This is a genomic window from Pedobacter boryungensis (assembly GCF_013204825.1).
GTDB lineage: Bacteria > Bacteroidota > Bacteroidia > Sphingobacteriales > Sphingobacteriaceae > Pedobacter > Pedobacter boryungensis.
On the sequence record NZ_JABMKV010000003.1, the window covers coordinates 254,285 to 266,485 of the forward strand.

14 protein-coding genes are annotated in these 12,201 nt (G+C 33.6%); 2 read left to right on the top strand and 12 right to left on the bottom strand.

The features are described 5' to 3' along the window. Positions 1 to 22 precede the first annotated feature (22 nt). The 12 genes from gatA to HQN85_RS13285 all read right to left on the bottom strand — a co-directional run bounded on the left by gatA (position 23) and on the right by HQN85_RS13285 (position 10,873). The gene (gene gatA / locus HQN85_RS13230) at positions 23 to 1,450 is read right to left on the bottom strand and encodes an Asp-tRNA(Asn)/Glu-tRNA(Gln) amidotransferase subunit GatA (RefSeq protein WP_173272999.1); all 1,428 of its coding nucleotides are present in this window, start codon (positions 1,448 to 1,450) and stop codon (positions 23 to 25) included. 33 nt (positions 1,451 to 1,483) lie between these two features. Then, positions 1,484 to 1,690, bottom strand: coding sequence for a Sec-independent protein translocase subunit TatA/TatB (locus tag HQN85_RS13235; protein ID WP_173273002.1), 207 nt, complete (start codon positions 1,688 to 1,690; stop codon positions 1,484 to 1,486). Positions 1,691 to 1,734: 44 nt separating this feature from the next. After that, positions 1,735 to 2,091 (bottom strand): Sec-independent protein translocase subunit TatA/TatB, encoded by a 357-nt coding sequence (locus tag HQN85_RS15780; protein ID WP_246249794.1) that lies wholly within the window; start codon positions 2,089 to 2,091, stop codon positions 1,735 to 1,737. 48 nt (positions 2,092 to 2,139) lie between these two features. Beyond that, on the bottom strand, positions 2,140 to 3,414 hold the full coding sequence (locus tag HQN85_RS13245; RefSeq protein WP_173273004.1) for a murein hydrolase activator EnvC family protein: 1,275 nt from the start codon (positions 3,412 to 3,414) through the stop codon (positions 2,140 to 2,142). A gap of 20 nt (positions 3,415 to 3,434) precedes the next feature. Beyond that, the gene (locus tag HQN85_RS13250) at positions 3,435 to 4,226 is read right to left on the bottom strand and encodes a DUF4292 domain-containing protein (RefSeq protein ID WP_173273006.1); all 792 of its coding nucleotides are present in this window, start codon (positions 4,224 to 4,226) and stop codon (positions 3,435 to 3,437) included. Further along, complete coding sequence (locus HQN85_RS13255; protein ID WP_173273008.1) at positions 4,204 to 5,901, bottom strand: tetratricopeptide repeat protein; 1,698 nt, start codon at positions 5,899 to 5,901, stop codon at positions 4,204 to 4,206. The genes HQN85_RS13250 and HQN85_RS13255 overlap by 23 nt, the downstream gene beginning before the upstream one ends. Before the next feature lie 47 nt (positions 5,902 to 5,948). Next, complete coding sequence (gene dut / locus HQN85_RS13260; protein WP_173273010.1) at positions 5,949 to 6,380, bottom strand: dUTP diphosphatase; 432 nt, start codon at positions 6,378 to 6,380, stop codon at positions 5,949 to 5,951. Positions 6,381 to 6,383: 3 nt separating this feature from the next. Then, positions 6,384 to 7,883 (bottom strand): lipopolysaccharide biosynthesis protein, encoded by a 1,500-nt coding sequence (locus tag HQN85_RS13265; protein ID WP_173273012.1) that lies wholly within the window; start codon positions 7,881 to 7,883, stop codon positions 6,384 to 6,386. Between the two features lie 66 nt (positions 7,884 to 7,949). Continuing rightward, positions 7,950 to 8,234 (bottom strand): acylphosphatase, encoded by a 285-nt coding sequence (locus HQN85_RS13270; RefSeq protein WP_173273014.1) that lies wholly within the window; start codon positions 8,232 to 8,234, stop codon positions 7,950 to 7,952. A gap of 143 nt (positions 8,235 to 8,377) precedes the next feature. Further along, entirely contained in the window at positions 8,378 to 8,755 is a 378-nt protein-coding gene (locus HQN85_RS13275; RefSeq protein WP_173273016.1) for a hypothetical protein, read from the bottom strand. Between the two features lie 2 nt (positions 8,756 to 8,757). Further along, entirely contained in the window at positions 8,758 to 9,711 is a 954-nt protein-coding gene (locus HQN85_RS13280; RefSeq protein WP_173273018.1) for an NAD(P)H-dependent flavin oxidoreductase, read from the bottom strand. 4 nt (positions 9,712 to 9,715) lie between these two features. Further along, entirely contained in the window at positions 9,716 to 10,873 is a 1,158-nt protein-coding gene (locus HQN85_RS13285; RefSeq protein WP_173273021.1) for an amidohydrolase family protein, read from the bottom strand. A 56-nt stretch (positions 10,874 to 10,929) separates the two neighbouring features. Here HQN85_RS13285 and HQN85_RS13290 point away from each other — a divergent pair, with 56 nt between their 5' ends. Together HQN85_RS13290 and HQN85_RS13295 are read left to right on the top strand one after the other, a co-directional pair. After that, complete coding sequence (locus tag HQN85_RS13290) at positions 10,930 to 11,619, top strand: helix-turn-helix transcriptional regulator (protein ID WP_173273023.1); 690 nt, start codon at positions 10,930 to 10,932, stop codon at positions 11,617 to 11,619. An 80-nt stretch (positions 11,620 to 11,699) separates the two neighbouring features. Next, complete coding sequence (locus HQN85_RS13295; RefSeq protein WP_173273025.1) at positions 11,700 to 12,197, top strand: DinB family protein; 498 nt, start codon at positions 11,700 to 11,702, stop codon at positions 12,195 to 12,197. Positions 12,198 to 12,201 lie beyond the last annotated feature (4 nt).

The window sequence follows — 12,201 nt, forward strand, 5'->3', positions numbered from 1 at the left end:
GCAAATCAATTTTAGAATTAAGCTAACTAACTTCGTTTAAAAAACGATGTGATAATGAAAGCAGTTCTTGTTCGTTAAAGTGTTTGGTCATTAATTGAACACTTAACGGTAAACCTTTTTTATTATTGCCTAAAGGTAACGCAACTGCAGGAATACCAGCTAAGGAAGCTAATACTGTATAAATATCTGCCATATACATCACCAATGGATCTTGCATATTTTCGCCAATTTTAAATGCCGAAGTTGGTGTTACAGGGCTAAGTAAAAAATCAAAATCGCTGAGTAAAGCTTCCACTTTTTCCCTAATCAGTCTTCGCACTTGTTGTGCTTTTTGATAATATGCATCATAATATCCAGCACTTAAAACAAAAGTGCCCAGTAAAATTCTTCTTTTTACTTCTTCTCCAAAACCTTCTGCTCTTGAGGTTTTATACAATTGATTAAGACTTTCTGCTTGTGTATTTCTATAGCCATAATGAACACCATCATAACGTGAAAGATTAGCTGATGCTTCTGCAGTAGTTAACACATAATATGCGGGCACTAAATAATCTAATAAATCGAAGGATACATATTCAACATGGTGACCTTGAATTTTCAATGTTTCAATAGCTGTTAAAATAGCAGACTTTATTTCTGAATCTAGTGCATCATTTTCAATTGTCTCTTTTAAAACTGCTATTTTCTTTTTCCCACTTTGTGAAAGATGCTGTGAATAAGCTGGAACTGGTATTGATGAAACTGTACTATCTGCATCATCTACTCCAGCTAATACCTCCAATAATAAAGCAGCATCACTAACAGAAGATGTAAGTGTACCTACTTGATCAAATGAAGAGGCATAGGCAATAACTCCGTAGCGAGAAATACGGCCGTAAGTAGGTTTAAAGCCAATACAACCACAAAATGCGGCAGGTTGACGAACGGATCCGCCTGTATCTGTACCTAAAGCGGCTAAACACATATCTGCTTGTACAGCAACTGCTGAACCTCCCGATGAGCCACCAGCAACTCGATCTTCATCTGCTGCGTTTTTTACTACACCAAAATAAGATGTTTCATTAGAGCCTCCCATAGCAAATTCATCACAATTTAATCTGCCAATAATTATGGCATCTTCTTGCAATAAACGATTGACTACGGTTGAAGAATAAGGAGCGACAAAATCTTCCAACATTTTTGAAGATGCAGAAACTTTATGGTCTATATAACAGATATTATCTTTAATACCGATTATCATACCAGCCAATTTGCCTTGCTTACCTTCTACTATCTTTTGTTGCACAAGGTTTGCCTGCTTTGTTGCAGAATCAAAAAACACCTCATTAAATGCATTGAGGTGTTCATTTTTTTCTATCTGCTTAAAGTAGTATGATAAAAGCTCAGGTAAAACGAGTTCTTTTTGCGCAAGTTCTCCTTGTATCTCTTTTAAAGAGGTATATTTCTTCAAAACTTAAATTTAAAAGACAAAAATGAATGCAGACTAAAGTGGTTTGTTTTCGTTAGTTCTGGTTGGGTTACCACCTTCATCTAAACCATCTTTTCCGTCTTTAAATTCTTTAACGCCTTTACCTAAACCACGCATTAATTCAGGAATTTTCTTACCACCAAATAATAATAAAAGTGCTAAAACTATTAATACTATCTCACCTGTACCTAAACCGGCTACTAAAATTGTAGGTTGTGCCATTGGATTTATTTTAATTTTTTTAATCTAGTTAATTGAAACTCTTCTTAAGAATAAGTCTCCTTATTTTTTTCATCAACAGCATCCTGTATAGGAAGTGTTTTAATTTCATCAGTAGAAGGTACGTCATGAGCTAAAGTTTCATCTTCTATTGGATGATGACGTTGTGCATGATTTTCTTCTTCCGCTTTTAATTCGTTGTCTATATCTACGGAATTAATGTTACGATGGATTTCACGCTTGACACCTTCCGACGCATCTTTAAACTCTCTAATTCCTTTTCCTAAGCCTCTTGCTAATTCTGGTAATTTTTTACCTCCAAATAACAAAAGTACAGCCACCATAATGAGTGCAACCTCTCCGCCACCCATGTTTAAGAACTCCAATAATACGCCTGAATACATCTCTAATTGATTTTTATACAAATATAGACAAATAAATTTCCTAATGGTTTATCGTGCAATCCAACTTTCAGGATTTTGTGCCACGCTACCCCTATGAATTTGGAAACCAACTTCTGGAACACCATCTGTTGTACCCGCAGTGCCAATGGTTTGTTTAGTACTTACATCATCGCCTCTGCTTACACTAACACTCTTTAAATTTTCATAAACTGTGAAATATTCACCATGTTTTATGATTACATAATACTTTCCAAACTTGTCAAAAATAGTAGTGACCTTACCATTAAAAACCGCTCTAACCGCAGCGCCTTCACTTGTTTGATATTTTACACCTTCGTTACGACCAGAGGCTTGGTCTACCATATAAGAACCAAAATGGGCGGTGATATATCCATTTGCAACCGGAGAGGGCAAGCTACCCCTATTGTTTTCAAAAGCTGCTGAAAGTTTAGCGGCTTCTGGTGTAGCTCTTAAAGCTTCGCTATTTGTTTGAGATTTTGTTGATGTAGCAACTGGCGCAGGCTTATTTTCAGACTTTGCTTTTGCTGCTGCGATACGATCTCTTTCTCTTTGCTCATCTTCAGCTTTCTTTTTAGCCAATGCAATTTCTCGCTGAATAGCTGCTCTAATTTCTCTATCTATTGTTGCCTGTTGCTGTTTCTTTTTAGAAATATCTTGTTTGTACTGTTTCTCTTGTTTACTTAATTGATTTAGTACAACTGCTTGTTCGTTTTTCTTTTTATCTAACTTACCTTTTTCATTCACCTGTTCTTTTAGTAAGTTATTCTTATTCTTTAAGTCTTGATCTAATACAACAATTTTATTGCTTAAATCCTTTTCAGTACCTTGAATATAAGAAGCCTGTTTTTTGCGGTATTGACCAAATTGCTGTAAGTATTTAATGCGTTTATAAGCCTGATTAAAATCTTTTGCTGCAAAAATAAACATCATTTTATCGTATGAATTCTTATTGCGCTGAGCAAATCTGATCATTGCAGCATATTCCTTCTTCAGATCTGATAAACGAGTTTGCAGATTATGTACTTTACCAGTGTTTTCTGTAATTTGGTTATCCAAATTTTTCATTTCAGAATTGATGGTCGAGATTTTCTCTTGCATCAATCGAACTTGTGCTTTTATTGCATTAATTTGTGTTAATGTTAGTTTTTTACCATTTGTAGTCCGATTCAGGTTTTTTTGCGCTAATTCGATTTCTCTTTGTAGTGCTTCTTTTTTGCGAGTAAGTTCTTTACTAGATTGTGCAAAACTGCTTGAACAAACCGCTAAAAACAATAAGGAAAGGAGTAGTTGTTTTAACTTCATTAGACCAAAAATATAAAAAATTAGTTGATTACCTCAAAACTTTTAGGAACGGTAAAAGGAAAATCAACTGTAGTATTACTTTCTATTTTAATAAAATCGATATTTATATTTATTTTTTTATCACCTGACATAGAATTGATTTTCAGGCTAGAAGGGAATAATGCATTATTTACTGGCGTATAATTTCCATAAGTTACCTTAAATGCCTGCGCTGCTTTTGCATCGTTTAAGTTAGTTTCTTCAGTTTTTAACAGCGTATTAAACAAACTGCGATAAGCTAAATCTCCAGTTGTGCCGCTCAAAACCCAAACACCATTTTCTTGAACCAATGCCGATTTTTCCACCATGAAATCCTTTATTGTATTGCCAGAAAATACCGCTTGTAATAAATCAAAATTGATTTGCTTATTGGTGTAGTTGTAAATATAACTAAATGGTTTTTTGGTGAATTTCTTATGTAAACGATCTAATATCAATAAACTATCAGGGGTAATGACAGCTCTTGCAACCTCTATACCAGCAATTGCAGTAACACTTACCCAAATCTTTTTATCTTTTTGTATTCTGATAATCATGGTTACATTGTTTTCATCACCATTAATGTCTAATGCAGCTTTTCCTCTTAAAGCTAGTGTAGTAAACGAAAGATCTTTACTTTTTAATAACGCTAAATTTTCCGATTTCTTGTCAACTTTTAGCACGTCGGTTTGTCCAGCTGGTGGCGTAGCAACAATTACCTTTTTTGCTCTACACCCAACACCTAATACTACTAATACAGCTAATAAAAGGCTATTTAATATATTTCTTTTCATTGATCTTCTTGTTTAATTTTTCGGATACATTTCCTGCTTGTTTGGCTTTTTGCCATTGCATTACCGCTTTATCCTTCTCTCCTTTTAAGAAAAGAATATCGCCATAATGCTCTAAATAAACAGGATTTGAAGCCTCATTGTTTTGCAAAGCCTTTTCCATCCAAATAAGTGCCTCATCATGTTTTCCAAGTTTCAAAAGCACTAATGCATAAGTATCTAATATTGATGCGTTTTTAGGTAAAGCTTTTACAGATTTCTCTGCTAAAATTTCTGCTTTGCTCAAATTCTGATTTCTTAACGCTAAATAATAAGCATAATTACTTAGTGTTAAATAATTATCTGGAGCTAAAGAAATTGCTTTATCAAATGCTACATCTGCTTCTTTTAATTTTTCCTGATCGATTAATACTTCTGCTTGTAAAGCAAAGATCATCGCTTTTAAATTCGTATCATCTGGATCAAGCTGCAAAGCAGACTTTATTTCTAGTCCAGCTTCTGCATTTTGTCCATTTCTATGCAAAGCAAATGCGCTATAATAATACAATATTGCCTGATTAGGATAAATTGAAAGTGCTTCTTCACCAGTTTTAATTGCCTCTTTATATTGACCCAATAATGTTTGTATACCCAGCAATTTTTCCCAAGCTGCATAAATCTGATCTGAGATTTTTAAGGCAGCTAAATATTGTTCTTTCGCAGCACTTAAATTGTTTTGTTGATACCACACATCTCCATATAAAACAACTAACTTCTGATCATTTGGATGAGTTTTTACCGCAATTTGTATTAAATCTGTAGCATCTTTAACTACAGTTTGATTGTTAAATCTCGGAAGCATTAAACTCACAATTTTAAGTTTACTCGCAATAGGCATAGCCTGATGTACAAAAGCAGATTTCAATGAAATAATTGCTAATTCGTTTTTCTTTTGCGAATTATAAATATCGGCCATTGCCAAATCAACTTCATAATTATCAGGTTCTAGCACTTTCGCTTTTTGTAGAAGTGCTAATGCTTCTTCTTTTTTATCCTTTTCTAATAAAACACCACTTAAATAAAGATAACTTTTAACATCTGTCGGGTTTTCTGCTAATAGTTTATTTATGGAGTCATTATTTGGCGCATCATTTCCTTGAATAGTTAGTCGTTGCTTTGCAAAGGTTAATTCTTTAGAGCTACCAAATTTTTGTTCTATTTCTTCATAAGCTTTTTCCGAATCTTCTGTTTTTCCAGCAATGAAAAGTGCGTTTGCTCTATCAAAATAATAAGTATCAGTTTCTGGAGATAATTGAATAAGCTGATTAAAAACATTAACTAATGCATCCATATTGCCATTTCGCTTATAGATTTCTGTTTGAAGTTTTAAATACCAGATATTTTTAGGATTTAAACTAATTGCTTGTTTAATTGCAGTTTCGGCATCTAATAACTTGTTTTGACGATAATTGAGTGATGCGAGTTCGAAATATGCTGCATCATTTTTTGGATCAATTGCTAAGATTTTAGAGAAACTTAAGCTAGCATTGGCATAATTATCTGCCATTTTCTCTTTTAGTCCGGCAAAAAAAAGTTCCTTTACTACATTTCCTTCTCTGGTTTCTTGAGCTGGCGATTCTTGTGCAAATAGTAACCCATTTACAAAAAACAAGAAAAGGAATGTGAGTTTAAACTTCATTTATTGTTGTATTGCTAAATTGTTAATTGCAAACTGCCAACTGAAAATTACTTCCCTGTGTGACCATATCCTCCCGCACCACGAGCCGTATCACTTAATTCTTCTACAGTTTCCCAACTAATGGTTTCATGCTTTGCAATGACCATTTGTGCAATTCTATCACCATCATTAATTACAAAATCTGTATCTGATAAATTTACCAACAACACTTTAATCTCTCCACGATAATCAGCATCAATTGTTCCTGGAGAATTTACAATTCCAATTCCATGTTTAAATGCTAATCCGCTACGCGGCCTAATTTGCGCTTCGTAGCCAATGGGTAGTTCTATGTGCAAACCTGTTGGAATTAAAAGACGTTGCAAAGGTTTAATCGTGATTTGTTCTGGCGTAAAAGCTCTTAAATCCATACCTGCAGCATGAGCAGTTTCATAAGCAGGTAAAGGGTGTGTAGAGTGATTGATGATTTTGATTTGCATAGTTTAGTTTCTTTTCAATATTCTCTTTAAATCGTCTTTTTCAAAATAAAAAACTCCTATTATAAAGGCCATCAGCATGGCGTTACCAATGTAAATATTATGGTTAAACATAAAAAATGAGGAGAATACCATTGCAGTTGAAATAATGAGGTAGGTTAAAATTCTTTTCAAATTATATGGAATTGGATAATATTTTTGTCCCAATACATACGATAAAACCATCATTACAAAATAGGCCAACATACTTACCCAAGCAGAACCCATATAGCTATATTTTGGGATAAGGATAATATTTAATACAATAGTTATTGCAGCTCCTGCAACGGAAATATATAGCCCAAACCGGGTTTGATCTGATAAACGATACCACACAGAAAGGTTCATGTAAATACCTAAACAAACATAACCGAAAAGCAAATAAGGTATTGCGGGCAAACCAACCCAATATTCGGCTAAATGCTTTGCATCCCTACTAATGAAGAACTTAAGGATATCGATATTGGCAACTAATCCAATAAAAATTATGGCTAATGCAATTACAAAATAATGTAGAATGGTAGCGTAAGTTTTTTTTGCGTTTTCATTTTTAGCATGACTAAAGAAAAAAGGTTCTGCTCCAAGTCTAAATGCGGTAATAAATATGCTTAAGAAAATAGCTATTTTACATACGGCTCCATAAATACCGACTTCTCCATCGGCAATATCAATAGGCAATAGTTTCTTTAGCACAATTTTATCTAGATTTTCATTCACAATAAACGACAAATTGGCTACCAATATTGGCCAACTGTACGAATACATGGTGCCAAACAATTTTTTATCGAACTTGAACTGTAATTTTAAAAACTCTGGCAACAAATAAATAAAAGTAGCTAAACTGGCAATTAAATTGGAGAGGAAAACATATCCAATCCATTTTTCGCGGTACCATGAAGCCAGCCATTCTGCCCCAAACCAATGATGTTTGATTATTGCCGGCACCAAAAAAATAAATACAAGATTAAAGCCCACAAAACAACCAATATTTAAAAATTTAGCGATACTATAACTTACAGCTTTTTCATCTGCCCGCAGTTTTGCAAATGGAATTACACAAATGGCATCAATAAATAAAATCCATAAGAAAAAGCTTACGTAGATTTTATAATCTGCAAGTTCACTTGGTTTTCCAGCTAAATATGTTGCAATAGATGTGGAGAAAATTAATCCCGTAATAAGAAAAAGAGTAGAGATAAATGCAATGCACAAAAACGAATTGTTATAAACTTCTTGCTTTTTATCTTCGAATTTATTCAAATAACGAAAGTAAGTACTTTCCATACCAAACGCCAAAACAGCATTAATTAACGATGCATTTGCATACATATTAGTAAAAATACCATACGTACTTTTAGCATATACTTTTGTGTAAATTGGAGTTAAAATAAAATTGAATAGTCGAGAAAGCACGGTACTAATGCCGTAGACAGCTGTTTGCCCAAGAAATTTTTTATATACAGACAATTTACTCTTGATTAAATTTTTGATTTTTTGTTAGGTAGTAGCTGTAACATTCAAGCTGTTATGCACTTACCAAAGTAAGTTCTTTTTTACAACTTCAAAGTTGCGATAATTTTTAAGTTCTCCATCTAGAACTTGCACATTTTCTACTTTAGCTTTATCTGGTCCTTCTTTGCACCAATCTACAAATACCTCTAATGTAGTTTCATCTGCCTCTGCTTCAATATAAACTGATCCATCTTTTTCATTTTTTACCAAGCCCTTTACCCCCATCTGATCTGCTACAGCTTTTGTGCTTGCCCTAAAAAAAACGCCTTGCACCTTACCAGTTACAATAATATTGATGTGTTTCATTTATTCTACTTATTTAATTCGATTTCCGTTTTTGCCTTGCCGTTTGTAACTTGATTTTTAGCTCTTTTGTTTACCAAAATAATGGCAATTATTACCAAAATCACCGTTATTGCGGCTAATATTCTTTTTAAAACCATAATCTATTAAATTGGACTACCAAAAGTTATTTTCCCAAATACGAATGCAAATATCGCATATATAATAAGTGGAATAAGAATTAACTTTAAATCTGGGTGCGCCATAAAAAATTTAAGCATCGTTAAACTGGCCATCATGTAATGCATAAAATTTCCAATAGCAATTGGCTTACTATAAATACCACCAATTAAATTTGATTTCGCCATCCAATTTAAAAATGCAAAACCCAAATAGATAGCGCCTAAAATCTGAATAATTAATGAAAGACCTACAGCATTAGGAAGGCTAAAATAGGTTAAAATTTCATCTGGCATAAAAGAACAAGTTAAACCTACAATTGCCATTACAATAGCACTTAGAGACATTATTATTTTTGTATTCATTTTTATGAATTAAAATCCATTTCACTCAATTTTTCTTTCTCTACTAAAAACTCATTCCAAATCTCCTGTAAAATATCTGCAGCAGGTTTTATTTCATCCAGCATTGCTGATACTTGTCCAATTTCCAATTCACCCTGCTCCATATCACCTTCAAACATGCCTAATTTTGCTCTTGCTCTACCTAACAGTTCAATTAATTTTTCGGTCGTTGCACCTTGCGCCTCAGCTTGTGCAACAACATCTGCAAATTCATTTTTAAGTAAGCGAACAGGCACCAATTTTTTCATTCGTAATTTGGTATCGCCTTCGGCAGAAGCAATAATTTTTTCTTTAAAGTTAGGGTGTGCTGATGATTCTTCGGCAACAGCAAAAGCCGAACCTATCTGAACAGCATCCGCTCCTAATGCAAAAGCTGCCAACATCGCTTTTCCACTACCAATACCACCCGCAGCAATTACAGGAATTTTAACTGCCGTTTTTATCATCGGGATTAAACATAAAGTTGTGGTTTCTTCTCTTCCATTGTGCCCGCCAGCTTCAAAACCTTCGGCTACTATGGCATCCACTCCACATTCTTGTGCCTTTAAAGCAAATTTAGTATTAGCAATTACATGAACTACTATTATGCCTTTACCCTTTAAAAATGAAGTCCACGTTGCTGGATTACCCGCTGAAGTAAACACAATCTTAACACCCTCTTCAACCAAAATATTCATAATTTCTTGAACATTTGGATAAAGCAACGGCACATTTACGGCAAAAGGATTTGACGTAGCAAGCTTACATTTTTGAATATGCTTGCGCAAAACTTCTGGATACATAGAACCTGCTCCAATAATGCCCAAACCGCCAGCATTAGAAACTGCTGCGGCTAATTTCCAACCGCTGCACCAAACCATACCAGCCTGAATAATTGGATATTTTATGTTAAAAAGAGTGGTAATGCGATTAGCCATTTTGCTAAAATAAACGTTTTATAGTTGTTTCTTTATTAATAATTCTGTTTTCAGCATTGATGATTAAAACTATACCAGGCTTTTTGCCCACTTCCAAGCTTCCATATTGCTTTTCAATCCCTAAAAATTCTGCACCATTTAATGTTGCCCATTTTAGCAATTCTTCAAATGGAACATTTTTACGTTCTTGTAAAGTTTGCATTTCGGTCAAAATATTTAACTGATGATTGCTCGCTAAACTATCTGTTCCTAAGGTGATTTTTAAGTTCTCAGCCTTTAATAAATTAACATCAGGCAATGTGTTTTCAATATAAATATTAGCATTCGGACATAAACACCAATACAGTTTTTGATGTTTCTTTTGGGCAAAATCTACATCAGCTTTGCTACTAAATGTATTGTGAACCAATAATGTATTTACTTTTGTTGAAAGCTGGGGCAAGTGATAACTTAAAGAATTTTTGCCAGAATTATGTGCATCACTTTGTGCTATCCCGAGTTCGGCAAAAAAATCGGCGAATTTTCCAATTCCCTTTTCAAAAAGTTCATTTTCTCCATTCGTTTCTTGATTGTGAATGCTTAAAATATCCTCGGCATGTGTTACTTTTTCTATTTCATTAAAAAGCGAACTAGAAACGGAATATGGTGCATGTGGAACAATTGAAGCCTTTAATGGCGCAAAATCTCCTTTTAAACTCAATCCTTGTTCTATAATTGGTTCCGATGGTCGATTAAATCCAAATACTTCCACAAATGTGTGATAATAAATTTTACTATTTAATTTAACAGCTTTAGAAATTAACAAGTTTGAAATATCTCCAACAGCTACAATTCCATTCTCGTACATTTCTTCATCAGCGTTTTGCATTGCTGAAATAATTTCTTGTTCTGGCTGTTGTCGTAAACTTAATATTTGTTTAATAAACGAAATCAATCCAGTTTTTTCGGCAATTTTGTGGCGCAAATGCGATAATTCTAAATGGCAATGCGTATTAACAAAACCTGGCACTAAAATACCATCATAATGCTGAATATTTTCAATGCCATTCGCTTCTTCTTGCGTTAAAACAGCAACAATACGACCATCTTCATTAAGTTTAATTACACCATTTTTAAGAGGCGCACTACTTACAGGATAAACTACATTTGCCGAGATATACATGCAACAAATTACGCTATAATTAGCTAATTTGCCAATTGATAAATTAGCTAATATTGATGAACCGAATTGACAGACTTTTTGGAATTTTAATACTCTTGCAATCAAGAAAATACGTTACTGCCGAAAAAATTGCTAGTCAATTTAACATTAGTGTGCGTACAGTTTATAGGGATATGAAAGCGCTTGGTGAACAAGGAATTCCTTTAAGTTTTGAGCAAGCCAAAGGATATTTTATTGTGCAAGGTTATTTTTTACCCCCTATTTCCTTTAATTCGGATGAAGCAAATGCATTATTATTAATGGAACGCTTTTTAGAGGGTTTCGCCGATAAATCAATCACACAACATTATACAACAGCATTAAACAAGGTTAAAACTGTACTTCGTACTTCGCAAAAAGAAAAATTAGAGCTTTTAAATGAAAACATAAAATTGCAGTTACCTGAAAGATTAACTAATAATTTCGATTATTTATCAGTGTTGCAAAATGCAATTTCAGCAAAATGTATTATCGAGATTAGCTATAAGAATAACAAAGAAGAAATTAGCAAAAGGGAGATCGAACCAATTGGATTAATTTTTTATGCGTTTAGTTGGCATTTAATTGCCTGGTGCCATTTAAGAAATGAGTATCGCGATTTTAAACTAAATAATATGATCAATATACATTGCACTGAAATTCCTTTCAGAAGAGCTGCGCATATGTCTTTAAACGACTATATGAAACTACTGCCTGTTAATTATTAATATTTTTTAATTTCTTTTTTCACACTGCCATAGGGTTGTCAGTCGCTCTACTTTTCTTTGTTCTATAAAACAGAGAAATTATGAATATTATTGAATTTTTATTAAAAGAATTAGAAAGCGAAGCGCAAACTACTCGTAAATTTTTAGCGTTGGTTCCATTTGATAAAGCACAATGGGCTCCACATGAAAAAAGCATGAAAATGATGCCACTGTCAACTCATATTGCAGAGTTGCCTAGTTGGATAAGCTTAGGTTTAACAACCGATGAGTTAGATTTTGCCACCGCCCCCTACGAACCAATTGTAGTAAACAATAATGATGAGTTGCTAGCAATATTTGAAAAAAGTTATGAGGGCGCAAAAGAAGAATTGGCGAAAGCAAAAGAAGAAGATTTAATCAAAAGATGGGTTTTGCGTAATGGTGAACAAATTTTGAGTGATATGGATAAATATGGAATTATTCGCATTGCATTTAGTCAAACAACTCACCACAGAGCACAATTAGGAGTTTATTTCCGTTTATTAAATATCCCTGTTCCTTCCAGTTATGGACCAACCGCCGACGATCAAAATTTTTAAACCA

What these genes read in the sequence shown, in the direction of transcription:
- HQN85_RS13235 (WP_173273002.1), bottom strand. Translation starts at nt 1,690, where the DNA reads ATGGCACAACCTACAATTTTAGTAGCCGGTTTAGGTACAGGTGAGATA.
- HQN85_RS15780 (WP_246249794.1), bottom strand. Translation starts at nt 2,091, where the DNA reads ATGTATTCAGGCGTATTATTGGAGTTCTTAAACATGGGTGGCGGAGAG.
- HQN85_RS13245 (WP_173273004.1), bottom strand. Translation starts at nt 3,414, where the DNA reads ATGAAGTTAAAACAACTACTCCTTTCCTTATTGTTTTTAGCGGTTTGT.
- HQN85_RS13250 (WP_173273006.1), bottom strand. Translation starts at nt 4,226, where the DNA reads ATGAAAAGAAATATATTAAATAGCCTTTTATTAGCTGTATTAGTAGTA.
- HQN85_RS13255 (WP_173273008.1), bottom strand. Translation starts at nt 5,901, where the DNA reads ATGAAGTTTAAACTCACATTCCTTTTCTTGTTTTTTGTAAATGGGTTA.
- dut (WP_173273010.1), bottom strand. Translation starts at nt 6,380, where the DNA reads ATGCAAATCAAAATCATCAATCACTCTACACACCCTTTACCTGCTTAT.
- HQN85_RS13270 (WP_173273014.1), bottom strand. Translation starts at nt 8,234, where the DNA reads ATGAAACACATCAATATTATTGTAACTGGTAAGGTGCAAGGCGTTTTT.
- HQN85_RS13275 (WP_173273016.1), bottom strand. Translation starts at nt 8,755, where the DNA reads ATGAATACAAAAATAATAATGTCTCTAAGTGCTATTGTAATGGCAATT.
- HQN85_RS13280 (WP_173273018.1), bottom strand. Translation starts at nt 9,711, where the DNA reads ATGGCTAATCGCATTACCACTCTTTTTAACATAAAATATCCAATTATT.
- HQN85_RS13285 (WP_173273021.1), bottom strand. Translation starts at nt 10,873, where the DNA reads ATGTATATCTCGGCAAATGTAGTTTATCCTGTAAGTAGTGCGCCTCTT.
- HQN85_RS13290 (WP_173273023.1), top strand. Translation starts at nt 10,930, where the DNA reads ATGAACCGAATTGACAGACTTTTTGGAATTTTAATACTCTTGCAATCA.
- HQN85_RS13295 (WP_173273025.1), top strand. Translation starts at nt 11,700, where the DNA reads ATGAATATTATTGAATTTTTATTAAAAGAATTAGAAAGCGAAGCGCAA.